This is a genomic window from Streptomyces sp. NPDC002793 (genome assembly GCF_040295485.1).
Classification (GTDB): Bacteria; Actinomycetota; Actinomycetes; order Streptomycetales; family Streptomycetaceae; genus Streptomyces.
The window spans coordinates 1-23,429 of sequence record NZ_JBEOVL010000023.1; the positions used below are offsets into that span (position 1 = coordinate 1).

Genomic DNA, 23,429 nt, shown 5'->3' on the forward strand with positions numbered 1-23,429 from the left:
CTCAGCCGAAGGCCGCCTGCGTGTACCGCAGTTACCAGCCCGAGTGATCAAGTACGACGGACCGTTCGGACCCCGAGGTTAAAGATCAAGCTAGGGCGTGTTTCGAAAGTAGCGCCGTCCGCCCGAAGGGCGGGCCTGGCGGCGTCCGGTGCGTGCGATCGCAAGGCGGAGGGTCGCCCCGATACTGGATATATCGGGGTGATCGACAACGCGGCGGGCGTGCGTGCCAGACGCCGCCAGGCAGGCGGGTCCTTCGAAACACGCCCTAGATCTCGCCGCGGAGTTTCGCGAGGGCTTCGGCGAGGATCGCCTCGCCGTCCGCGTCGCTGCGCCGCTCACGCACGTACGCCAGGTGTGTCTTGTACGGCTCGGTGCGCGGCGGGGCCGGCGGGCTGTCCCGGTCCTGTCCGGCCGGGAAGCCGCAGCGCGGGCAGTCCCAGGTCTCCGGTACCTGCGCGTCATGGGCGAAGCTCGGCTGCGTCTCGTGCCCGTTCGAGCACCAGAAGGAGATGCGGAGGCGCGGCGCGGACTCGCCTCGCTCGGCCTCCCCCATCGGCCCCGCTCCGACCCGGCTTCCCCGGATCGCGTTGCCACTTGCCACGGTCGTAACTCCCTGCGTGATGGTGCTCGAAGATGCCCCAGTCTACGTAAGGCCCAACGCGCGTCCAGTGAAAGGAGTTACACCCTCACCGGGAATCGCCGACGACGGGTCAGCTGTCCAGCTTGATGAGCAGACCGAGGACGACGATGCACGCGAACCAGCCCAGACCGACGACGACGGTGATGCGGTCGAGGTTCCGCTCGGCGACCGAGGAGCCACCCACGGAGGACTGCATTCCACCACCGAACATGTCGGAGAGGCCGCCGCCCTTCCCCTTGTGCATCAGCACCAGCAGCATCAGCAGCAGGCTGAAGACGATCAGGGCGATCTCGAACGCCAAAATCACGGCTGGTCCCTACTTTCCGGAATTCCTTGGACTGTGTGTACGAACAGCGGGGGCCTGGGGGAGACCCCCCTCGGCCCCCGCAAGGGTACGACGGATCCGCGCTAGCGCATACTCACTGGTCGCGGAAGCGGACGATCTTGACGAACTCGTCGGCGTCGAGCGCGGCGCCGCCGATCAGGGCGCCGTCCACGTCGGGCTGCGCCATGATGGCCGCGACATTGCCGGACTTCACCGAGCCGCCGTACTGGATACGGACGGCGTCGGCCAGCTCCTGGGAGTACAGCTCGGCCAGCCGGCGGCGGATCGCGCCGCAGACCTCCTGGGCGTCCTCGGGGGTGGCGACCTCGCCGGTTCCGATGGCCCAGACCGGCTCGTAGGCGATCACGACGGACTCGGCCTGCTCGGCAGGGATGTCCTTCAGTGCGCCGTCGAGCTGCGCGAGGGTGTAGGAGACCTGGTCACCGGCCTTGCGGATGTCCAGGCCCTCGCCGACGCAGAGGATCGGGGTCAGGCCGTGCCTGTACGCGGCCTTCACCTTGGCGTTGCAGACCTCGTCGTTCTCGCCGTGGTACTGGCGGCGCTCGCTGTGGCCGACGGCCACGTACGTGCACTTCAGCTTGGCGAGCATGGGGCCGGAGATCTCGCCGGTGTACGCGCCGGAGTCCTGCGCCGAGATGTCCTGGGCGCCGTACTTGATCTTCAGCTTGTCGCCGTCGACCAGCGTCTGCACGGAACGCAGGTCCGTGAAGGGCGGCAGGACGGCGACCTCGACGTCGTCGTAGTCCTTGTCGGACAGGGCGAAGGAGAGCTTCTGGACGTGCGCGATGGCCTCGAGGTGGTTGAGGTTCATCTTCCAGTTGCCCGCCATCAGCGGGGTGCGGGTGCTCATTAAGGGTCAGTCCTCCAGTGCGGCGAGGCCGGGAAGCGTCTTGCCCTCGAGGTATTCGAGGCTGGCGCCGCCACCGGTCGAGATGTGGCCGAATGCGTTCTCGTCGAAGCCCAGGATACGGACGGCGGCCGCGGAGTCCCCGCCGCCCACGACGCTGAAGGCCTGGGAGTCGACGAGGGCCTGGGCGACCGCCTTGGTGCCCTCGGCGTAGTCGGGGTGCTCGAAGACACCCATCGGGCCGTTCCAGAAGACGGTGGCCGCGTCGGCGAGCTTCGCCGCGTACAGCGCACGGGTCTCGGGGCCGATGTCCAGGCCCTCCTGGTCGGCCGGGATGGCGTCGGCGGCGACCGTGGTGGGGTGGGCCGGGGCCTTGGTCTTCAGGTCCGGGAACTCTCCGGCGACGAGGACGTCGACGGGGAGCACGAACTCCACACCGAGCTCCTCGGCCCGCTTGAGGTACCCCTGGACGGCGGGGACCTGGTCCTCCTGGAGCAGCGAGATGCCCACCTCGTGGCCCTGGGCCTTGAGGAAGGTGTACGCCATGCCGCCGCCGATCAGGATGCGGTCGGCCTTCTCCAGCAGGTGGTCGATGACGCCGAGCTTGTCGGAGACCTTGGCGCCGCCGAGGACCACGGCGTACGGGCGCGCGACGTCCTCGGTGAGCTTCTTCAGGACGCCGACCTCGGTGGCGATCAGACCGCCGGCGGCGTGGGGCAGCCGGGCCGGGAGGTCGAAGACCGAGGCGTGCTTGCGGTGGACGGCACCGAAGCCGTCCCCGACGTACACATCGGCGAGTTCGGCGAGCCGGTCGGCGAAGGCGCCGCGCTCGGCGTCGTCCTTCGACGTCTCGCCGGCGTTGAAGCGGAGGTTCTCGATGACGGCCACCTGGCCGTCGGTGAGGGCGGCGACCGTGGCGCGGGCGGACTCGCCGACGGTGTCGGTCGCGAAGGCGACCTCGGCACCGAGCAGTTCACCCAGGCGCGCGGCGGCGGGAGCCAGCGAGAAGGCCGGGTCCGGGGCCCCCTTCGGGCGGCCGAGGTGCGAGGCGACGATGACCCGCGCGCCGGCTGCGGCGAGCTCGGCGACCGTCGGCCGGACGGCGCGGATCCGGCCGTCGTCGGTGATCGTGGTGCCGTCCAGCGGCACGTTGAGGTCGGCGCGGACGAAAACCCGCTTGCCCGCGACCCCTTCGGCGAGAAGTTCGTCGATCGTCTTCATCTGTTCCTCTACTCCTTGGAAGGACTGATGAGCATGCAAGGGGGCTCGAACGGCGCCGCGTTGCGCCGTCCGAGCCCCTCACATCACACCTGGATGCCTGTCGATCCTAGGATCAGAGCTGGCCGCCGACGAAGACGGTCAGGTCGACGAGGCGGTTGGAGTAACCCCACTCGTTGTCGTACCAGCCGAGGATCTTCACCGTGTTGCCCTCCTGGACCATGGTCAGGGAGGAGTCGAAGGTGCAGGACGACGGGTCGCCGACGATGTCCGAGGAGACGATCGGGTCCTCGGTGTACGTCAGGAAGCCCTTGAGGTCGCCGTCGTCGGAGGCCTTCTTGAAGGCGGCGTTGACCTCGTCCTTGGTGACCTCGCGCTGCAGCGTCACGACGAGGTCGGTGGCGGAACCGGTCGGGACCGGGACACGCATCGCGATGCCGTCGAGCTTGCCCTTGAGCTGCGGGAGGACCAGGGCGGTCGCCTTGGCGGCGCCCGTCGTGGTGGGGATGATGTTCTCGGCGGCGGCGCGGGCGCGACGCAGGTCCGAGTGCGGGAAGTCCAGGATGCGCTGGTCGTTCGTGTACGCGTGGACCGTCGTCATCAGGCCCTTGACGATGCCGAAGTTCTCGTCGAGAACCTTGGCCATCGGCGCCACGCAGTTGGTGGTGCAGGAGGCGTTGGAGATGACGTGGTGGTTGGCCGCGTCGTACTTGTCCTGGTTGACGCCCATCACGATGGTGATGTCCTCGTCCTTGGCCGGAGCCGAGATGAGGACCTTCTTGGCGCCACCGGCGATGTGCTTCGCGGCGTCGGCCTTCTTGGTGAAGATGCCGGTCGACTCGATGACGATGTCGACGCCCAGCTCACCCCAGGGGATGTCGGCCGGGTTGCGCTCGGAGAGCACCTTGATGGTGTGACCGTCGACGGTGATGGTGTCGGCGGTGTGGCTGACCTCGGCCTTGAGACGACCCAGAATGGTGTCGTACTTCAGCAGGTGAGCCGTGGTCGCAGTGTCACCCAGGTCGTTGACAGCCACGATCTCGATGTCCGCACCCTGCTCCAGCAGCGCGCGGAAGTAGTTACGACCGATGCGGCCAAAGCCGTTGATGCCTACGCGGATCGTCACGAACCGATCTCCTCGTTAGGAACGCCGGTTTCGATGCCGGCGAGTTTTATAGGGATGTCCCCGACCGCCTCCGACCCTACCTCTCCGAAGGCTCCGGGGTGACATCGAGAGGGACGCCGCGGAGAGAGATCTCCCTACTTCCGAGCAGGAGCATGGAAATTCGGCCGCAGCGGACCTCGCCGGCGGTCACGGCGCGCCACATCGCCACCGAGCGTCAACTCCCGGCGAGCCCGGGCCCTTTACGGGAACAGGACGGGCGCCGACCACGACCCGCCCGCGGTCACCGGCAGTCACCACCGGCGTCCGCCCATGCCGGCTCGGCGCGCACGGGTGTCCCCCCCCCGGCGCGAGTACCGCGGAAAACCACCCGACGGGGCCTCGCTCAATTGGGCGGAGCGGCACTCAATCGATAAGAAGTGCCGGGTGCATATTTTCGCGGTGCGGGGGCGACGGAACTATGGAACCTGCCCCGCTCAATCGTGCGGGGCGGCGCTCAATCAATCCCCGGGCGTGGCCGCCCGGCCCATTCCGAAAAAGAGGCTCGGCCGAATTCCGGAATGGAGCCCGGCCCGAAGGAAAACCCCTCCCCGCCGGCCGGGACGGGGCCCCTGCCCTGCCCAGGAGGGGCGGCCAGTGGCCTCCGGCGGTCTCAGCCCACGAGACCGTCGGCCAGATCCTCGCTCAGCGTCGACTCCGTGCCCGGGATCCCGAGGTCCTGGGCCCGCTTGTCGGCCATCGCCAGCAGGCGTCTGATCCGGCCCGCGACCGCGTCCTTGGTCAGCGGCGGGTCGGCGAGCGCACCCAGCTCCTCCAGGGAGGCCTGCTTGTGCTCCATCCGCAGCCGTCCGGCCGCGGCGAGGTGCTCCGGGACCTCCTCGCCCAGGATCTCCAGCGCGCGCCCCACACGGGCACCCGCTGCGACCGCGGCGCGGGCGGAGCGGCGGAGGTTGGCGTCGTCGAAGTTGGCGAGCCGGTTGGCCGTCGCCCGGACCTCGCGCCGCATCCGGCGCTCCTCCCAGGCGAGCACCGCGTCGTGTGCTCCCAGCCGGGTCAGCAGGGCGCCGATCGCGTCACCGTCACGGACGACGACACGGTCCACCCCCCGCACCTCGCGGGCCTTGGCGGCGATGGAGAGCCTGCGGGCCGCGCCGACCAGGGCGAGGGCCGCCTCCGGGCCGGGACAGGTCACTTCCAGGGAGGAGGAGCGCCCCGGCTCGGTGAGCGAACCGTGGGCCAGGAAGGCTCCGCGCCAAGCGGCCTCCGCATCGCAGGTGGCCCCCGAGACCACCTGCGGGGGCAGCCCGCGGATGGGACGGCCACGGCCGTCCACCAGACCGGTCTGGCGGGCCAGCTGGTCGCCGCCCGCCACGACGCGCACGACATAGCGGGAGCCGCGGCGCAGTCCGCCGGGGGCCATCACGATCAGCTCCGAGCTGTGCCCGAAGATCTCCAGGATGTCCCGCTTGAGCCTGCGCGCCGCGCTCCCCGTGTCCAGCTCGGCCTCGATCACGATCCGGCCGCTCACCAGGTGCAGCCCACCCGCGAACCGAAGGATCGCCGAGACCTCTGCCTTTCTGCAGCAGGTGCGGGTCACGGGAAGATGAGAGATTTCGTTCTTCACCGCTGGCGTCATCGCCATGGGCCGATCCTTCCATGCATCCGAAAAATACGGTCGTACGCGGCGGCCAACAGCTCCGGATCATGAATCGGAACGCCGTCGGGTGAGGCCACGGGGGCCAGCTCGACCGCGGCTCCGAGCCGCTGTGCGGCGTCGGCGAGGGACTCGCGGTCGGGCACGGCGGCCTCGTCGGCCAGCACCACGTCCATGGCGAGTTTAGGGGCGTGTCGTCCCAAAACCTCCAAATGACGCTGCGGTGAGAACCCTTCTGTTTCACCGGGCTGTGGTGCGAGGTTCAGCGAGAGGACCTTACGGGCCTTCGTGGTCACCAGTGCGTCGAGCAGCTCCGGCACCAGCAGATGCGGAATCACCGAGGAAAACCAGGACCCTGGGCCAAGAACCACCCAATCGGCGTCCAGGACGGCCGCAACCGCCTCGGGGACCGCCGGCGGGTCGGCCGGCACGACGTGGACCGACTGCACCTCCCCCGGGGTCAGCGCCACCGTCGCCTGCCCGCGCACGGTGACCGTGTCCGCCGGGCGCTCCGGATCGTGTCCCCGCACGAGCGCCTGGAGCTCCAGGGGCACGGCGGACATCGGCAGTACCCTGCCGTGCGCCCCGAGCAGCTTGCCGACCAGGTCGAGGGCCTGGACGTGGTCGCCCAGCTGTTCCCAGAGGGCGACGATGAGCAGATTGCCCACCGCGTGCTCGTGCAGATCACCCTTGGACTCGAAGCGGTGCTGGATGACCTGGGCCCAGGTCCGGCCCCATTCGTCGTCCCCGCAGAGCGCGGCCAGGGCCTTGCGCAGATCGCCCGGCGGGAGGACGCCGAGCTCCTCACGGAGCCGGCCGCTGGAGCCGCCGTCGTCGGCGACGGTCACCACGGCCGTGAGGTCGCCGGTGATCCTGCGCAGCGCCGTGAGCGACGCCGACAGGCCCATGCCGCCGCCGAGGGCGACGACCTTGGGTGTACCGCGGTTGCGGCCGGAGAGCGTGGCCGTGGCCCTGCTCAACCGCCGCAGACGCAGATTGCGACTGGTCACTCTCGCCCCATGTCCCGGTGGACGAGGACGGTTTCGACCCCTTCGGTGGCCAGTCGTGCGGCCAGCTTCTCCGACATCGCGACGGAACGGTGCTTGCCGCCCGTGCACCCGACGGCGATGGTCACGTACCGCTTGCCCTCACGGCGGTAACCGGCGGCGATGAGCTGCAGCAGCTCCGTGTACTGGTTGAGGAACTCCTTGGCGCCCGGCTGGTCGAAGACGTAGTCGGACACCTCCTGGTTGAGCCCGGTGAAGGGGCGGAGCTCCGGGACCCAGTGCGGATTGGGCAGGAAGCGGCAGTCGACGACGAGGTCGGCGTCGACCGGCAGCCCGTACTTGAAGCCGAACGACATCACGGTCGCCCGCAGCTCGGGCTCCTCGTCCCCGGCGAACTGGGCGTCCATCTTGGCCCGCAACTCGTGCACGTTGAGGCTGGAGGTGTCGATGACCAGGTCGGCATCGCCCCGCAGCTCACGCAGCAGGTCACGCTCGGCCGCGATCCCGTCGACGATACGGCCGTCACCCTGGAGCGGGTGCGGACGGCGGACGGATTCGAAACGGCGTACGAGGGCGTCGTCGGAGGACTCCAGGAAGACGATCCGCCGGGTGACGTGCTTGGCCTCCAGGTCCGCGAGGGACTCCCGGAGGTTGTCGAAGAAGCGCCGTCCGCGCACGTCGACGACGACGGCGATGCGGGCGACGTTGCCCTGGGACCGGGCGCCAAGCTCCACCATCGTGGGGATCAGCGCGGGCGGCAGGTTGTCGACGACGAACCAGCCGAGGTCCTCCAGACACTTGGCGGCGGTGCTGCGCCCGGCACCCGACATTCCGGAGATGATCACCAGCTCGGGGATGGCGGGCGACGTGGCCTCGGCCTTCTCCGCGGTGCTTCCCGTGCTCATGTCTGCTGCTCCGTCTGCTCGACCGCTGTCGTCCTGGTGTTCCTGCGTGTGCTCGGTCATGTCCTGCTGCCCCCGTCGTCGTCTTCGATGATCTCTCCAGTGGCGGTGTTCACGGCGGGTGCGGCCGGGGCGGCCGCGGCGAAGGCGACGGCCACCGATTCCGCGGTCCTGCGCCCTATCCCCGGCACCTCGCAGATCTCTTCGATTGTCGCCTGCCTCAGCTTCTTGACGGAACCGAAATGCTTGATCAGCGCGTGCTTCCGGGTCTCACCGAGGCCCGGGACGTCGTCCAGGGGGCTGCTGCGGATGCGTTTGGCCCGCTTGGCCCGCTGGTAGGTGATGGCGAAGCGGTGGGCTTCGTCCCGGATGCGCTGAAGGAGATAGAGGCCCTCGCTGGATCGGGGCAGGACCACCGGATCGTCGTCGTCGGGCAGCCAGACCTCTTCGAGACGCTTGGCGAGACCGCAGACGGCGATGTCGTCGATGCCCAGCTCGTCCAGAGCGCGTTTGGCGGCGGCCACCTGGGGCTGCCCGCCGTCGACGACCACGAGCTGCGGGGGGTAGGCGAAGCGCTTGGGGCGGCCGTCGTCCTCGCGGGGCTCCTCGCGGGCGGGGTCGAGGTCCGGCGCCACGAGGGCGGGGGCCGGACCTGTGGGGGCCGGACCTGTGGGGGCCGGACCTGTGGGGGCCGGGGCGGGGCCGCCTGTGGGGGCCGGGACCGCGCCTGTCGGGGCCGGGGTCTCCTCCCACTCCCCCGTCCGCTCCTTCTCATGGAGGTAGCGCTTGAAGCGGCGGCCGATGACCTCGTGCATCGACCGGACGTCGTCCTGCCCCTCGAAGCCCTTGATCTGGAAGCGGCGATACTCGCTCTTGCGCGCGAGCCCGTCCTCGAAGACCACCATGGACGCGACCACGTCGTCACCCTGGAGGTGCGAGATGTCGAAGCACTCGACGCGCAGCGGAGCGGCGTCGAGGCCGAGCGCCTCGGCGATCTCCTCCAGAGCGCGGGAGCGCGTCGTGAGGTCGGAGGCGCGCTTGGTCTTGTGGAGCCCCAGCGCCTGCTGGGCATTGCGCTGGACGGTGCCCATCAGGTCCTTCTTGTCGCCCCGCTGCGGGATGCGCAGGCTGACCTGGGACCCCCTGCGGCCCGCGAGCCACTGGGACACGGCTTCGGGGTCCTCGGGGAGCGCCGGGACCAGGACTTCCTTGGGGACGGAGTCGCCCGACTCCTCCCCGTACAGCTGCTGGAGCGCGTGCTCCACCAGGCCCGCCGTGTCGACGGCCTCCACCTTGTCGGTGACCCAGCCCCGCTGGCCCCGCACCCGGCCGCCGCGGACGTGGAAGATCTGCACGGCCGCCTCCAGCTCGTCCTCGGCGAGCGCGATCAGATCGGCGTCGGTGGCGTCGGCGAGGACCACGGCACTCTTCTCCATGGCCCGCTTCAGCGCTCCCGCGTCATCGCGCAGCCGGGCCGCCCGCTCGTACTCCATGTCCTCGGCCGCCCGCATCATGTCCTTCTCCAGGCGGCGGATGTACGTCCCGGTGCGGCCTGCCATGAAGTCGCAGAACTCCTCGGCCAGGTCCCTGTGCTCCTCGGGGGTGACCCGTCCGACGCACGGGGCCGAGCACTTGCCGATGTAGCCGAGGAGGCAGGGCCGGCCGGTCCGCTCGGCGTTCTTGAAGACGCCCGCGGAGCAGGTCCGCACGGGGAAGACCCGGAGCATCAGGTCGACGGTCTCGCGGATCGCCCAGGCGTGCCCGTACGGACCGAAGTAGCGCACGCCCTTCTTCTTGGCGCCGCGCATCACCTGGACGCGCGGGAACTCCTCGTTGAGCGTGACCGCGAGGTAGGGATAGCTCTTGTCGTCCCGGTACTTGACGTTGAACCGGGGGTCGTACTCCTTGATCCAGGAGTACTCCAGCTGAAGTGCCTCGACCTCGGTGGAGACCACGGTCCATTCCACGGAGGCGGCCGTGGTGACCATCGTGCGGGTGCGCGGGTGCAGGCCCGCCAGGTCCTGGAAGTAGCTGGCCAGGCGCTGACGCAGGTTCTTGGCCTTCCCGACGTAGATCACCCGGCGGTGCTCGTCGCGGAATTTGTAGACCCCCGGGGAGTCGGGGATCTGTCCCGGCCTGGGGCGGTAGCTGGAGGGGTCTGCCATGTCTCACACCCTACTGGCGGGCAGTGACAGAGCGGCATTTCCCGGACCGCGGGAGCCCGTGACGGGCTCGCCCGCCGGTCAGGCCCCGGGGCCCGCGACGAGCTTTCCGCCCTCGAGCTTCAGCGGGACGGAGGGCAGCGGCACGGTGGCAGGACCCTGTAGCGCCTTGCCCGTGGTCATGTCGAAGCGGCTGCCGTGGCAGGGGCAGTTGCCCTCGTTGCCCTCGACCTTGTCCAGCAGGCAGCCCGCGTGGGTGCACTGCGCGCTGAACGCCCTGTACTCGCCGGCGGCCGGGCAGCTCACCACGACCCGCTGCTCCCGGTAGAGCTTCGCCCCGCCGACCGGCACCTCGTCCGCGGCCCCGAGTTCCACGGGTGCGGTGGGGGTGGGCGTCTGCGCGTGACCGAGCTTCGAATCGGTCGAGCAGGCTGCCGCTCCCAGCCCGGCGGCACCGGCGAGAGCGGCGCCCTTCAGTACGGTACGGCGGGCGGCGGGCAGGCCGGACATGCGGTCTCCACGGGTCGGGGGGACAGAGAGCCGCCGTCACCGTCCGGGGCTCCGGGTGCCACGGACTCGGGGCACCGGCCGCATCCGGTGGCATGGGCGACAGACCCGACGATACCGACGGAGACGGCCGGCCCCTCGACCGGCCCCGGGAGTACCGGGGCGGGCGGACGGGCCGGCCACGTCGTCAGGCCGGTACGGCAGGGGGGCACCACCCTTACGGGACCGCCCTGCCGGACCGGGTCAGGCCTTCCGTGCGCGGACGGCCTTCTTGGCCGTGGTCGCCTTCGCGGCCACGGTCTTCTTCGCGGGCGCCCTGCGCGCCTTGCGGGCCGCGGGCGTCGTGCTCTCACCGATCCGGTCCGCACCCAGGATCTCCTGGAGGAACTTCCCGGTGTGGCTGGCGGGTACCGAGGCGATGTGCTCCGGGGTGCCCTCGGCGACGACCAGGCCGCCGCCGTTGCCACCCTCGGGGCCCATGTCGACGACCCAGTCGGCGGTCTTGACGACATCGAGGTTGTGCTCGATGACGATCACCGTGTTGCCCTTGTCGACCAGGCCCGACAGCACCGCGATGAGCTTGCTGATGTCCTCGAAGTGCAGACCGGTCGTCGGCTCGTCCAGGACGTAGACCGTGCGGCCGGTGGAGCGCTTCTGCAGCTCGCTCGCGAGCTTCACCCGCTGAGCCTCACCGCCGGAGAGCGTCGGCGCGGACTGGCCGAGCCTGACGTACCCGAGGCCCACCTCGTTGAGCGTGCGGAGGTGGCGGGCGATCGTCGGAACGGCCTCGAAGAACTCCAGGCCCTCCTCGATCGGCATGTCCAGCACCTCGGCGATGGACTTGCCCTTGTAGTGGACCTCCAGCGTCTCCCGGTTGTAGCGCGCACCGTGGCAGACCTCGCACGGGACGTACACGTCGGGCAGGAAGTTCATCTCGATCTTGATCGTGCCGTCGCCGGAGCAGTTCTCGCAGCGGCCGCCCTTGACGTTGAAGGAGAAGCGGCCCGGCAGATAGCCGCGCACCTTCGCCTCCATCGTCTCGGCGAACAGCCTGCGGACGTGGTCGAAGACCCCGGTGTACGTGGCCGGGTTGGACCTCGGTGTACGGCCGATCGGCGACTGGTCGACGTGGACGACCTTGTCGACCAGGTCGTCGCCGTCGACCCGGGTGTGCCGGCCGGGAACCGACTTGGCGCCGTTGAGTTCGCGCGCCAGGTGGGTGTAGAGGATGTCGTTGACCAGGGTCGACTTGCCCGAACCGGAGACCCCCGTGACGGCGGTGAGCACGCCGAGCGGGAAGGAGACGTCGATGTCCTGGAGGTTGTTCTCCCGGGCACCGTGCACCGTGAGCCGGCGCTTCGGGTCGACGGGACGCCGGACGTCCGGCATCTCGATCACCCTCTTGCCCGAGAGGTACTGACCGGTGATCGACTCCTTGTTGGCCAGCAGCTCTTCGAGTGAACCGGAGTGGACGACCTTGCCGCCGTGCTCGCCCGCGCCGGGGCCGATGTCGACCACCCAGTCGGCGACCTTGATGGTGTCCTCGTCGTGCTCGACGACGATGAGCGTGTTGCCCATGTCCCGGAGCCGCACCAGGGTCTCGATCAGCCGGTGGTTGTCGCGCTGGTGCAGGCCGATGGACGGCTCGTCCAGCACGTAGAGCACACCGACGAGCCCGGAGCCGATCTGGGTGGCGAGCCGGATGCGCTGCGCCTCACCACCGGACAGGGTGCCCGCGGCACGGTTCAGCGAGAGGTAGTCCAGGCCGACGTCGACGAGGAACCGCAGCCGCTCGTTGACCTCCTTGAGGACCCGCTCGGCGATCTTCTTGTCACGGGCGTTCAGCTTGAGGCGGCCGAGGAATTCGGCGCACTCGCTGATCGACATCGCTGCGACCTCGGCGATGGACTTCTCCATCACCGTGACCGCGAGGACCAGCGGCTTGAGCCGGGTGCCCTCACACGTCGGGCAGGCCACCTCGCGCATGTAGCCCTCGTAGCGCTCCCGGCTGGAGTCGCTCTCCGCCTCGGAGTGCCGCCGCTTGACGTACTGGACGGCGCCCTCGAAGCGGGGGGTGGTGTAGGCGCGCTCGCGCCCGTACCTGTTGCGGTAGCGCACCTCGGTCTGGATCTTGTGGCCGTGGAGCAGGGCCTTCTTCGCACGCGCCGGGAGTCCGGCCCAGGGGATGTCCGTGCGGAATCCGAGGGCGTCGGCCAGGGCGGTGATCTGGCGGCCGAAGTACTCCTTGGTGTGGCCGTGGGACCAGGGGTGGATCGCCCCCTCGTCGAGGGACTTGTCCTCGTCCGGGACGATCAGCTCCGGGTCGACCTCCATCCGCGTGCCGATGCCCGTGCAGTCGGGGCAGGCGCCGAAGGGGGAGTTGAAGGAGAAGGAGCGGGGCTCCAGCTCCTCGAAGGAGAGGTCGTCGTACGGGCAGTAGAGGTGCTCGGAGTACATCCGCTCACGCTCGGGGTCGTCCGCGTCCAGGTCGACGAAGTCGAGCACGACCATGCCGCCGGAGAGGCCCAGTGCCGTCTCGACGGAGTCGGTCAGCCGGCGCTTGGCGCTGTCCTTCACCGTGAGGCGGTCGATGACCACCTCGACGGTGTGCTTCTCCTGCTTCTTCAGCTTGGGCGGCTCGGACAGCTGGATCGTCTCGCCGTCGACGCGTGCCCTGCTGTACCCCTTCGTCTGGAGATCGGCGAAGAGGTCGACGAACTCGCCCTTGCGCTCGCGCACCAGGGGGGACAGGACCTGGAAACGGCTGCCCTCGGGCAGGCCGAGCACCTTGTCGACGATGGCCTGCGGCGACTGACGCGCGATGGGCCTGCCGCACTCGGGGCAGTGCGGCTTGCCGATCCGGGCGAAGAGCAGCCTGAGGTAGTCGTAGACCTCGGTGATGGTTCCGACCGTCGAGCGCGGGTTGCGCGAGGTCGACTTCTGGTCGATGGAGACGGCGGGCGAGAGGCCTTCGATGAAGTCCACGTCCGGCTTGTCCATCTGGCCGAGGAACTGCCGGGCGTACGAGGAGAGCGACTCCACGTAGCGCCGCTGCCCCTCGGCGAAGATCGTGTCGAACGCGAGCGAGGACTTGCCCGATCCGGAGAGCCCGGTGAAGACGATGAGGGAGTCACGGGGGAGATCGAGCGAGACGTTCTTCAGGTTGTGCTCGCGCGCGCCACGGACGATGAGACGGTCGGCCACGCCGGTCCGCACCTTTCTGGAGAGAAGTGGGGGAACTGAGCCCCTGGTCCCAGGGTATGGGGGGCGCTTCAGCGATGTACGGAGCTTTCGACTCCGAGCGTATAGCACGCGCATTCGATTTACGGACGTCCGAAGACTCCATCACCCGAATGAGTGGTGGGGTCTACGCTCGGTCCATGACTGATCAAGCGCGCGACCTGGAAGCGGTACGTGAGGCGACCGAGCGGTTGCTCGGTGCGACGGGCGGGATGGACGACGGCGCCGTCGCCGAGCCGTCGCGCCTGCCGGGCTGGAGCCGCGGCCATGTTCTCGCCCACCTGTCACGTAACGCCGACGCCCTCGTAAATGTTCTCCAGGGGCGCCCGATGTACGCGAGCAGCGAAACCCGGGACGCCGACATCGAACGGGACGCGACGCGGCCCCTGGCCGAACACCTCACCGACCTGCGCGGGAGTGGAGCGGCGTTCCTGGCCGCGGCGGAGGAGCCGGCCGACTGGTCACGTACGGTAGCGATGCGCAACGGTGTGACGGACTCGGCATCCCGGATCCCCTTCCGCCGCTGGACCGAGGTCGAGCTGCACCACGTGGACCTCGGGGTGGGATACGAGCTGGAGGATCTGCCGGAGGAGTTCGTGATCCGGGCGAACGACTTCCTGGCCGAGCGGTTCGCCGGGCACCCCGAGGTCGTCCCCACGACGGCGGTCACCGCGGACGGCCGGCTGTGGACCACGGGCGGCGGGGCCGAGGGCGCTCCGGTCACCGTCCGGGGCACGGCCCCCGACATCCTCGGCTGGCTCTGCGGACGCCGTGACGGTTCCGCGCTCGTCGTCGAAGGCGGCAGCCTTCCCGCGCTGCCCCCGCTATAGGCTGCGTCACATGACGTACAGCGGAACGGTCAAGGTCGGCGGACCTGCCGATGTGCACGAGCTGACGGACCTGATGATCTCCAAGGTCGCCGTCGGCCCGATGAACAACAACGCGTATCTGCTGCGCTGCCGGGCCACCGGCGAGCAGCTCCTGATCGATGCGGCCGCCGAGGCCGGGACCCTGCTGCGGCTGATCGGTGAGGACGGCATCACGTCCGTCGTCACCACGCACCGGCACGGCGACCACTGGCAGGCTCTCGGTGAGGTGGTGGCAGCCACCGGCGCACGGACCTACGCCGGGAGGTACGACGCCGAGGGCATCCCGGTCCCGACCGATGAGCCCGTCGAGGACGGCGGTACGGTCCGGGTGGGACGGGTGTCACTGACCGCCCGGCATCTGACCGGCCACACGCCGGGGTCCATCGCCCTGGTCTACGACGATCCGCACGGGGCCCCGCACCTGTTCACCGGGGACTGCCTCTTCCCGGGCGGGGTCGGCAACACGCACGAGGACCCGGAGGCGTTCGCGAGCCTCCTCCACGACGTGGAGACCAAGCTCTTCGACCGCCTGCCGGACGAGACGTGGGTCTACCCGGGCCACGGTCACGACACCACGCTCGGTGCCGAGCGGCCGCACCTGCCGGAGTGGCGCCTGCGCGGCTGGTGAACCGCCGAAAAACCCGACGGCCGGGTGCCCCTCGCGGGGCCCCGGCCGTCGGTCCGTCCGTCCGGCGTTACTTCTCGACGCCGGCGTTCTCGCTGTCGTCCTTCTTCTTCTCGGCCTCCAGGGCCGCCGTCTTCTTGTTGGCGATCAGGCTGGTGATCGTGGTGATCACCAGGACGCCGCAGATGACGGAGAGGGAGAACGGGATGGAGATGACCGGGACGTGCACCCCGGACTCATGCAGGGCGTGCAGCACCAGCTTGACGCCGATGAACCCGAGGATCACCGAGAGCCCGTAGCTGAGGTGGACCAGCTTCTTCAGCAGACCGCCGATGAGGAAGTACAGCTGCCGCAGGCCCATCAGGGCGAAGGCGTTGGCGGTGAAGACGATGTACGGGTCCTGGGTCAGACCGAAGATCGCCGGAATCGAGTCCAGCGCGAACAGGATGTCGGTGCTGCCGATGGCGAGCATGACCACCATCAGCGGGGTCATGACGCGCTTGCCGTTGTTACGGATGAAGAGCTTGGTCCCGTGGTACTTGTCGGCGACACCGAAGCGGTGCTCGATCGACTTCAGGAGGCGATTCTCCTCCCAGTCCTCCTCGTCATCGTCGGCTCGCGCTTCCTGGATCAGCTTCCAGGCGGTGTAGATCAGGAACGCGCCGAAGATGTAGAAGATCCACGAGAAGTTGGCGATGACCGCTGCACCGGCCGCGATGAAGATCGCACGCAGCACCAGAGCGATCAGCACACCGATGAGCAGCACACGCTGCTGGAGGTGGGAGGGCACCGAGAACTTCGCCATGATCAGGATGAAGACGAAGAGGTTGTCGACACTGAGCGACTTCTCGGTGATGAAGCCGGCGAAGAATTCGCCCGATGCCTGGCTCTCGCCGAAGACCAGCAGGCCTAGCCCGAAGAGGACGGCCAGCGCGATCCAGACGACGGTCCAGATTCCGGCTTCCTTGGTCGACACGTCATGGGGCTTGCGCCCGATGAAGAAGTCGACAGCGATGAGGGCGACCAGACCAAGAATGGTCAGCACCCAGAGAGTCCATGATACGTCCACTGCGCCTCCGGCAGTTCGCTACGGCTATAGATCAGCGTCGTCGCTGCCGGAGGTCTCTTCCACCCAGGACATGCGGGATGCGTGTCGGGCCGACGCCCCGGGACCGGTCACAGTCCGTACTGACGGGAACGCCGCGATCGGGAGTACTCCCCTCCGCACAAAGAACAGTACATGAAGCACCAAGAAACAGTAAAGTCCTCACCAAGGCGTGATCAAAATGCCAGTTCAGGGCCTATGTGGAGCACATCTGACTTTCCGTCATCCGGCTCAGCGGTAACCGGCACGCCGGGCCGCGGCCACCCTCGCGAGGACCTGCTCCAGGACACGACTGCCCCCGGGCGCCCTCAGCGGCTCGTACGTCCACGCGTGGCCGACCCAGGGATCGGCGAGGTGGTCGTCGGCCACCGGGGTGATCCGCAGCAGGGAACGCCACAGCGGGTCGAGCACCGGTCCGTAGGCGCGGGCGTCCTCTCGGTCGGCCACCATCAGCAGGTGCACGCCCACCGCGGGGCCTTCGTCGGCGAGGTAGCGCAGCTGGGTGACGGCCTTGTCGTCGAAGCCGTGCGGGAAGTCGTTGACGATCAGCAGATGCTCCCCCGTGTCGAGGTCCGGGGGCAGCGCGTCCGCGGCGCCGGCCCTGACCGCCATCTGCACCAGGTCGACGCGCCGGGTGAGGTGGGCGAGGACCGAGGACACCCCGTGCGCCCCGGTGGCGGGCGGCCCGGCGAGCACTCCGGGGCCGACCAGGGGCGCGAGCGGACCAGCGGCCGCGCCGGCCGGGTCGATGACGTGGACGGAGAACTCGTCCGCCGGGTGTACGGCGAGCAGCCTCGCGGCCATCGCGACCGCCGTCTCCATGGCCGCCCCGCGCAGCTGGTCCCCGTCCGTCGCGCCGGACGCCCCGGAGGCGGTACGGCCGCTGTCGACCCAGATCCCGCGTTCCAGTGGGAGCCGCACCAGGAGCGGGATGCGCAGGCCGACGCCCTCGGGCAGATGGACGTCGCCGATGCGCAGGGCCATCGGCATCTCCGTCGGTACCCGGTAGCCGTGCCAGACAGGGTTCTCCCAGCCCGCGTACGCGGCGGGGAGGGCCGGTTCGACGACGGCGGACTCGGCGGCGAGCTGGGCGAGGTCGCGCTCGAGCGCCTCCCGCGCCCGGCCGGTGAGCTCGTCGCGCTTCGCCCGGGCTTCCTCCCGGGCGCGGTCACCCGACCCGCCGATCCGGCTGCGCGGGTCCGACAGGACCCGGTCGAGCTCCTGGTCCATCCGGGACTCGGCGAAGTCGGCCGCGCTGCGGTAGGCGGCTACGGTGCGGGCGAGGTCCTCGAACATGCCCCAGATCTGGTTGTAGAGCCGCTCGTCCATGGACCAGCCGGCGGCGTCACCGGCGACGGGCGGGGCGGGCTGCCCCGGGGTGGTGGACGGAGCGGTCGGGGGCGGCGGGGGCGGCGCCGAGGTCTGACGCCGCGGGTGCGCGTAGCTGACGGGGCCGCCCGGAGTGTCCGCGCGCGGGGGGTTGGGGGCGGCCGGCGACTCGGAGGACTCCGCGGAGGCGGCCGGCCGGCCGGGACCGGCGGAGGCGGTGGCGGAGGCGGCGGGCCCTTCGGAAGCGGTGTGGCCCGCGGAGTGTGCCACCCGCTCGCCGCCGGGAGCGCGGGGCGGCGGCGGCACGGAGCGGGCGAGTCCCGTGGCCACGGCCTCCTGTATGGAGGCGGCCAGCTCAGCGGCCTCCGCCACACCCTGGTCCGCGAGCATCTCGGCGAGCCCCGCGGCGTAGCCCTGGCCCACGGCGCGGACCTTCCATACGCCCTGGCGGCGGTAGAGCTCCAGCGCCGAAACGGCGGACTCGGTGTCCAGGCCGGTGAGGGTGAACGTGGCGATCTCGGCACCGTCGAGTCCGGTGACGGCGACGAAGGGCGCGGCGACCGCGCCGAACCTGCCCGGCCGTCCTGGCCCCAGGGGCAGGGCGAGGAGCACGGTGACGCGGTGCACCGCGTCGGGCAACGCGTCCAGGTCCACGGCCAGCCGGTGATCGGCCGCCGCCTGCCTGGACACCTCCAGGCCCGGCACCCGGTGCGAGGCGGGATGGGCGATCCACTCGGCGCCGCGGACCGTGCCCCGCTCGTCCCCGAGCGTGGCCCCGGCCACGACGGGCGAGGCCGCCGACACCCTGATCTCCAGACGGGTCTGGGGCAAGGTGTGGTTCTGCCCCCGGACCAGCTCGGCCGTCATCGCCCTGTCCCCTCGACGTTCGGTGTGGTGCCCTGCCATGTGTGGTGCCCTGCCATGGGCGCAGCTCCCGGCGGCGAATGCCTCCGGGAGCTGCTCGTACGCATGTGTGGACCGGGCGGCGCCGCCCGTGCCCCTGCCCCGCCTACAGGTGCGGCAGGATCGACGGCATCAGGTCCTGGAAGGTCCGGCCGTTGGCCGGGTTGCCGAGGGCGGTCATCTGCCATCCGCTGCCCGCCCGGTGCACCTTCGCCATGATCTGTGCCGTGTACTGTCCGCCGCCGTCCAGCGTGTAGCGGGCGAGCTCCTGGCCGTTGGTCTCGTCGACGATGCGGCAGAAGGCGTGCCGCACCTCCTGGAACGTCTGGCCGGTGAACGAGTTCACCGTGAAGACGATCTGGTCGATGTGGACCGGGACCCGCTGCAGGTCGACCAGGATCGCCTCGTCGTCGCCGCCCGAGCCGGCGCCGCCGACCAGGTTGTCGCCGGTGTGCTTGACCGAGCCGTCGTCGCTGACGAGGTGGCGGAAGAACACGACGTCCACGGGCTGCTTGTCGGCGAAGAGCACCGCCGAGGCGTCAAGGTCGATCTCCCGGGTGCGCGAACCGAACAGCCCGCGGCGCGGGGCCGCCTGCCAGCCGAGCCCCATCCGTACCGCGGTCAGGGTCCCCCCGTCGCTCTTCTGCAGGCTGATGGCCTGGCCCTTGGTCATGTTGACCGTCACGCGCTGTCCCCTCTCCGCATTGCCCCGCACCCGTCAGTGTGCGGTTTCCCCGCACCCTACGCAGTCGGCGCGGGCGATAAGCAGGGGTGGGCCGTTTCTGTGTCGGTCCTGCAACACTGCGGGCCCCACGGGATCAGGCCAGCCCCGCCTCCCTCATCTGCCGCAGCTCCTTCTTCAGCTCCCCCACCTCGTCGCGCAGCCTGGCCGCCACCTCGAACTGCAGGTCGGCGGCGGCCGCCCGCATGCGGTCCGTCATCTCCTCGATGATCCCGGCGAGCTCCGCGGCGGGCCGGTCGGTGACCACCGCTCCGCCCTTCGGCGCCTTGCCCCCCGCGGCGGCCTTGCCTCCCAGCGAGGGAACAGGGGCCTTGGCGTCCTTCGCCTGCCGGTAGCCGGTGCCGAGCAACTGCTCGGTGTCGACCTCCTCGCGCGCGATGGACGCGACGATGTCGTTGATCTTCTTCCGGAGCGGCTGCGGATCGACCCCGCGCTCGGTGTTGTAGGCGATCTGCTTCTCACGGCGGCGATTGGTCTCGTCGATGGCCTGCGCCATCGCCGGGGTGATCTTGTCGGCGTACATGTGGACCTGCCCCGAGACGTTACGGGCGGCACGTCCGATGGTCTGGATCAGCGAGGTGCCGGAGCGCAGGAAGCCCTGTTTGTCCGCGTCGAGGATGGCCACCAGTGACACCTCGGGCAGGTCGAGTCCCTCACGCAGGAGGTTGATGCCGACCAGGACGTCGTACTCACCGGAGCGCAGTTCACGCAACAGCTCGATGCGGCGCAGGGTGTCCACGTCGCTGTGGAGGTAGCGGACCTGGATGCCGAGCTCGAGGAAGTAGTCCGTGAGGTCCTCGGACATCTTCTTGGTGAGGGTGGTGACCAGGACGCGCTCGTCCTTCTCGGTCCGCTTGCGGATCTCGTGGACCAGGTCGTCGATCTGGCCCTCGGTGGGCTTGACGACGACCTCGGGGTCGACGAGCCCGGTGGGCCGGATGATCTGCTCGACGAACCCGTCTCCCCGGGACATCTCGTACTTCCCGGGTGTCGCGGAGAGGTAGACGGTCTGGTCGATCCGGCCGAGGAACTCCTCCCACTTCAGCGGGCGGTTGTCCAGGGCCGACGGCAGCCTGAAGCCGTGGTCGACGAGGGTCCGCTTGCGGGAGGCGTCGCCCTCGTACATCGCGCCGATCTGCGGCACCGTGACGTGCGACTCGTCCAGGACGAGGAGGAAGTCCTCGGGGAAGTAGTCGAGGAGGGTGTTGGGGGCGGTGCCGGGAGAGCGGTCGTCGAAGTGCATCGAGTAGTTCTCGACACCGGAGCAGCTGCCGATCTGACGCAGCATCTCGATGTCGTACGTGGTGCGCATGCGCAGCCGCTGGGCCTCCAGCATCTTGCCCTGCTTCTCCAGCTCGGCGAGGCGCTGTTCCAGCTCCTGTTCGATGCCCCCGACCGCCTTCTCCAGACGCTCGGGGCCCGCCACGTAGTGGCTGGCGGGGAAGACGTGGAGCGAGGCGTCCTCGCTGATGACCTCGCCGGTGAGCGGGTGGAGGGTCGAGAGGGCCTCGATCTCGTCACCGAACATCTCGATGCGGACGGCGAGCTCCTCGTACACCGGGAAGATCTCGATCGTGTCGCCGCGCACCCGGAAGGTGCCGCGGGTGAACGCGAGGTCGTTGCGGGTGTACTGGATCTCGACGAAGCGGCGCAGCAGCTGGTCACGGTCGATCTCGTCGCCGACCTTGAGCTGGACCATCCGGTCCACGTACTCCTGCGGGGTGCCCAGGCCGTAGATGCAGGAGACCGAAGCGACCACGACGACGTCGCGCCGGGTGAGCAGCGAATTCGTGGCGGAGTGCCGCAGCCGCTCGACCTCCTCGTTGATCGAGGAGTCCTTCTCGATGTAGGTGTCCGACTGCGGGACGTACGCCTCGGGCTGGTAGTAGTCGTAGTACGAGACGAAGTACTCGACGGCGTTGTTCGGGAGGAGCTCCCGGAACTCGTTGGCCAGCTGGGCGGCGAGCGTCTTGTTCGGCGCCATCACCAGGGTGGGGCGCTGCAGTTTCTCGATCATCCAGGCGGTCGTCGCCGACTTGCCCGTGCCGGTGGCGCCGAGCAGGACCACGTCCTTCTCGCCCCGGCGGACGCGACGCTCCAGTTCGGCGATGGCCGCGGGCTGGTCACCGCTGGGCTGGTAGGGACTGACGACCTCGAAAGGCGCCACCGAACGTTCGATCTTCGAGACTGGCCGCATGCAACCACCGTACGACCCCCCACTGACAACGGCGGGGATCAGCGGTTCCGCGGCTGCCGGTACTCCCTGCGTGAGACGGACTCGTACGGCGGGGTGTAGCGGCGCTGGACGGGGATCGCGTTCACCGGCCCCCCGCGCCTGGAAGGGTGACCGGGCAGCCGGCGTGCCTCCCCGGGCGCACCGGTCACCACCAGGGGGTCGATCATCACGATCACGGCGGCGAGCAGCAGGAAGCAGCCCGGTCCGATCATCATCGGCAGGAGCAGCGAGGTGGGGGACTCGCCGGGCGGTGCCGGTGCGGCGTCCGGGTGCAGGTGCACCTGGAGCGCGGCCATTCCCGTGTAGTGCATCCCGCTCACGGCCACACCCATGACGACGCTGGCGCCGAGGCTGGGGAGGAAGCCGTGGACGGAGACGGCCGCCCACAGCGAGGCGGTCGCGGCCACCACCGCGATGACCACGGAGAACGCGACGGTGAGCGTGTTGTACTCGAACAGCCCCTCGAAGATCATCCCGACCATGCCCAGGTAGTGCATGGAGGCGACCCCGAGGCCGGTGATCGTCCCGCCGGTGACCAGTGCCATCCGGGTGGCGCCGCGGTAGCCGACGAGGAAGATCCCGATCCCGACCATCACGATGGCCACGGCGAGGCTGGCGAAGGTGAGGGGCCTGTCGTAGCTCACCGGCGCCTCCCGCACGGTGAAGCCCAGCATCGCGATGAAGTGCATCGTCCAGATACCGGAACCGATGGACGTCGCTCCGAGGGCCAGCCAGCCGGCTCTGGAGGCGCCTCGGGTACGCAGGGACCTCGCGGTGCAGCGAAGCCCCAGGGCGGCACCGAGGCACGCCATGAGGAACGCCGTGACGGGGGTCACGAGGCCGTAGGTGAATCCGTCAACTGTGCCCTGCATGCTGGTACGCCCTTCGCGGTGTGCCCGGGTTCGGGGTGACCCTAAAGGGCAAGGCCCGGCAAGCAAACATAAGGACGGCATTTTAGCGGTCTCCGGGCCCCCGGAGGATCCGGCAGCCAACATTCCGTTCACAACACGGCCATCATCCCCCTCCCGTCTGTTGGGGAGCGGATGCGAGTCTCGGCCTGTCCGCATCTCCACGCGAGGAGTACACGTGTCCGTACGCACAGCAACCGCCTCCGGCGCCGTCGCCGCCCTGCTCGGCGCCTGCGTTCTGTTGCCCGCCACCCAGGCGCAGGCCTCGGCCGCCCAGGACGGCCCGGTCGTCTACGCCCACCGCGGAGCGTCCGCCTACGCCCCGGAGAACACCCTGGCGGCTGTGGACGCGGCCGATGACCTGGGCATCACCTGGGTGGAGAACGACGTGCAGCTCACCAAGGACGGCGTACTGGTCGTCGTGCACGACACCACCCTGAGCAGGACCACCGACGTCGAGGAGGTCTTCCCCGACCGCGCGCCCTGGGCGGTCAAGGACTTCACCGCGGCGGAGATCGCGAAGCTGGACGCGGGCAGCTGGTTCGGCGCCGGCTTCGAGGGGGCCAGGGTGCCGACGCTCACGCAGTACCTGCACCGCGTCGAGCGCAATCGGCAGAAGCTGCTCCTGGAGATCAAGAGCCCGGCGACCTACCCGGGGATCGAGAAGGAGACCCTCCGTGTCCTGCGCGCGGAGGGGTGGCTCGACCGCGGTCACGTCAAGAGCAAACTGATCATCCAGAGCTTCGGTGCAGAGAGTGTGAAAACTGTCCACGCCCAGCGTCCGGACGTCGTCACGGGCTTCCTCGGCACCCCCGCGGTGGCCGATCTGCCGTCGTACGCGGCCTTCACCGACCAGATCAATCCGTCGTACACGACGATCAGCGCCGACTACGTCGCCGCGGTGCAGAAGCTGAAGGGCGTCCACGGCAAGCCGCTCAAGGTGAACACCTGGACGGTGAACGACCCGGCGAAGGCGGCCGAGGTGGCCGGCTTCGGCGTGGACGGCATCATCACCAACAACCCCGACACCGTCCGGGACGCCACCCGCTGAGCAGTCCGTCGGGCC

19 protein-coding genes are annotated in these 23,429 nt (G+C 69.6%); 3 read left to right on the top strand and 16 right to left on the bottom strand.

Going from position 1 to position 23,429, the window contains the following annotated elements; translation table 11 throughout:
- Positions 1-265: 265 nt before the first annotated feature.
- The 11 genes from ABT001_RS22225 to uvrA all read right to left on the bottom strand — a co-directional run bounded on the left by ABT001_RS22225 (position 266) and on the right by uvrA (position 13,610).
- Positions 266-601 (bottom strand): RNA polymerase-binding protein RbpA, encoded by a 336-nt coding sequence (locus tag ABT001_RS22225; RefSeq protein WP_078598194.1) that lies wholly within the window; start codon positions 599-601, stop codon positions 266-268.
- Between the two features lie 109 nt (positions 602-710).
- Positions 711-947, bottom strand: a complete 237-nt coding sequence (gene secG / locus ABT001_RS22230; RefSeq protein WP_307127593.1) for a preprotein translocase subunit SecG — start codon at positions 945-947, stop codon at positions 711-713.
- A gap of 112 nt (positions 948-1,059) precedes the next feature.
- A complete protein-coding gene (tpiA, locus tag ABT001_RS22235; protein ID WP_351280163.1) occupies positions 1,060-1,836 on the bottom strand; it encodes a triose-phosphate isomerase in 777 nt (258 codons plus the stop codon).
- A 6-nt stretch (positions 1,837-1,842) separates the two neighbouring features.
- Positions 1,843-3,054, bottom strand: coding sequence for a phosphoglycerate kinase (locus tag ABT001_RS22240; RefSeq protein WP_351280166.1), 1,212 nt, complete (start codon positions 3,052-3,054; stop codon positions 1,843-1,845).
- A gap of 112 nt (positions 3,055-3,166) precedes the next feature.
- Positions 3,167-4,177, bottom strand: a complete 1,011-nt coding sequence (gap, locus tag ABT001_RS22245) for a type I glyceraldehyde-3-phosphate dehydrogenase (protein WP_136328654.1) — start codon at positions 4,175-4,177, stop codon at positions 3,167-3,169.
- A 649-nt stretch (positions 4,178-4,826) separates the two neighbouring features.
- Positions 4,827-5,816 (bottom strand): DNA-binding protein WhiA, encoded by a 990-nt coding sequence (gene whiA, locus ABT001_RS22250; RefSeq protein WP_351280169.1) that lies wholly within the window; start codon positions 5,814-5,816, stop codon positions 4,827-4,829.
- Positions 5,807-6,838: a gluconeogenesis factor YvcK family protein gene (locus ABT001_RS22255; protein ID WP_351280172.1), complete on the bottom strand. Its 1,032-nt coding sequence runs from the start codon at positions 6,836-6,838 to the stop codon at positions 5,807-5,809. The genes whiA and ABT001_RS22255 overlap by 10 nt, the downstream gene beginning before the upstream one ends.
- Positions 6,835-7,800, bottom strand: a complete 966-nt coding sequence (gene rapZ, locus ABT001_RS22260) for an RNase adapter RapZ (protein WP_351280175.1) — start codon at positions 7,798-7,800, stop codon at positions 6,835-6,837. The genes ABT001_RS22255 and rapZ overlap by 4 nt, the downstream gene beginning before the upstream one ends.
- Positions 7,797-9,902 (bottom strand): excinuclease ABC subunit UvrC, encoded by a 2,106-nt coding sequence (gene uvrC, locus ABT001_RS22265; protein ID WP_351280178.1) that lies wholly within the window; start codon positions 9,900-9,902, stop codon positions 7,797-7,799. Before uvrC ends, rapZ begins: the two co-directional genes overlap by 4 nt.
- Positions 9,903-9,980: 78 nt before the next feature.
- Positions 9,981-10,409 (bottom strand): Rieske (2Fe-2S) protein, encoded by a 429-nt coding sequence (locus tag ABT001_RS22270; protein WP_351280181.1) that lies wholly within the window; start codon positions 10,407-10,409, stop codon positions 9,981-9,983.
- Between the two features lie 240 nt (positions 10,410-10,649).
- Positions 10,650-13,610: an excinuclease ABC subunit UvrA gene (uvrA, locus tag ABT001_RS22275; RefSeq protein ID WP_351280184.1), complete on the bottom strand. Its 2,961-nt coding sequence runs from the start codon at positions 13,608-13,610 to the stop codon at positions 10,650-10,652.
- A gap of 176 nt (positions 13,611-13,786) precedes the next feature.
- Here uvrA and ABT001_RS22280 point away from each other — a divergent pair, with 176 nt between their 5' ends.
- A complete protein-coding gene (locus tag ABT001_RS22280) occupies positions 13,787-14,476 on the top strand; it encodes a maleylpyruvate isomerase family mycothiol-dependent enzyme (protein WP_351280186.1) in 690 nt (229 codons plus the stop codon).
- A 10-nt stretch (positions 14,477-14,486) separates the two neighbouring features.
- On the top strand, positions 14,487-15,143 hold the full coding sequence (locus ABT001_RS22285) for an MBL fold metallo-hydrolase (RefSeq protein WP_351280189.1): 657 nt from the start codon (positions 14,487-14,489) through the stop codon (positions 15,141-15,143).
- Between the two features lie 67 nt (positions 15,144-15,210).
- Here ABT001_RS22285 and ABT001_RS22290 read toward each other — a convergent pair whose 3' ends face one another.
- The 5 genes from ABT001_RS22290 to ABT001_RS22310 form a co-directional block, all read right to left on the bottom strand.
- Positions 15,211-16,209 carry a TerC family protein gene (locus tag ABT001_RS22290; RefSeq protein ID WP_351280192.1) on the bottom strand — a complete coding sequence of 333 codons (999 nt, stop codon included), beginning with the start codon at positions 16,207-16,209 and terminating at the stop codon, positions 15,211-15,213.
- Positions 16,210-16,476: 267 nt separating this feature from the next.
- Entirely contained in the window at positions 16,477-18,441 is a 1,965-nt protein-coding gene (locus ABT001_RS22295) for a TerD family protein (protein ID WP_351280195.1), read from the bottom strand.
- 142 nt (positions 18,442-18,583) lie between these two features.
- A complete protein-coding gene (locus ABT001_RS22300) occupies positions 18,584-19,162 on the bottom strand; it encodes a TerD family protein (protein ID WP_015607863.1) in 579 nt (192 codons plus the stop codon).
- 133 nt (positions 19,163-19,295) lie between these two features.
- A complete protein-coding gene (gene uvrB, locus ABT001_RS22305; protein ID WP_351280198.1) occupies positions 19,296-21,416 on the bottom strand; it encodes an excinuclease ABC subunit UvrB in 2,121 nt (706 codons plus the stop codon).
- Between the two features lie 38 nt (positions 21,417-21,454).
- Positions 21,455-22,327, bottom strand: a complete 873-nt coding sequence (locus ABT001_RS22310; protein WP_351280201.1) for an MHYT domain-containing protein — start codon at positions 22,325-22,327, stop codon at positions 21,455-21,457.
- 214 nt (positions 22,328-22,541) lie between these two features.
- Between ABT001_RS22310 and ABT001_RS22315 the strand changes: the two genes are divergently transcribed.
- Positions 22,542-23,414: a glycerophosphodiester phosphodiesterase gene (locus ABT001_RS22315; protein WP_351280204.1), complete on the top strand. Its 873-nt coding sequence runs from the start codon at positions 22,542-22,544 to the stop codon at positions 23,412-23,414.
- Positions 23,415-23,429 lie beyond the last annotated feature (15 nt).

What these genes read in the sequence shown, in the direction of transcription:
- uvrB (WP_351280198.1), bottom strand. Translation starts at nt 21,416, where the DNA reads ATGCGGCCAGTCTCGAAGATCGAACGTTCGGTGGCGCCTTTCGAGGTC.
- ABT001_RS22240 (WP_351280166.1), bottom strand. Translation starts at nt 3,054, where the DNA reads ATGAAGACGATCGACGAACTTCTCGCCGAAGGGGTCGCGGGCAAGCGG.
- ABT001_RS22270 (WP_351280181.1), bottom strand. Translation starts at nt 10,409, where the DNA reads ATGTCCGGCCTGCCCGCCGCCCGCCGTACCGTACTGAAGGGCGCCGCT.
- whiA (WP_351280169.1), bottom strand. Translation starts at nt 5,816, where the DNA reads ATGGCGATGACGCCAGCGGTGAAGAACGAAATCTCTCATCTTCCCGTG.
- ABT001_RS22280 (WP_351280186.1), top strand. Translation starts at nt 13,787, where the DNA reads ATGACTGATCAAGCGCGCGACCTGGAAGCGGTACGTGAGGCGACCGAG.
- ABT001_RS22310 (WP_351280201.1), bottom strand. Translation starts at nt 22,327, where the DNA reads ATGCAGGGCACAGTTGACGGATTCACCTACGGCCTCGTGACCCCCGTC.
- rapZ (WP_351280175.1), bottom strand. Translation starts at nt 7,800, where the DNA reads ATGACCGAGCACACGCAGGAACACCAGGACGACAGCGGTCGAGCAGAC.
- uvrC (WP_351280178.1), bottom strand. Translation starts at nt 9,902, where the DNA reads ATGGCAGACCCCTCCAGCTACCGCCCCAGGCCGGGACAGATCCCCGAC.
- ABT001_RS22285 (WP_351280189.1), top strand. Translation starts at nt 14,487, where the DNA reads ATGACGTACAGCGGAACGGTCAAGGTCGGCGGACCTGCCGATGTGCAC.
- tpiA (WP_351280163.1), bottom strand. Translation starts at nt 1,836, where the DNA reads ATGAGCACCCGCACCCCGCTGATGGCGGGCAACTGGAAGATGAACCTC.
- ABT001_RS22295 (WP_351280195.1), bottom strand. Translation starts at nt 18,441, where the DNA reads ATGACGGCCGAGCTGGTCCGGGGGCAGAACCACACCTTGCCCCAGACC.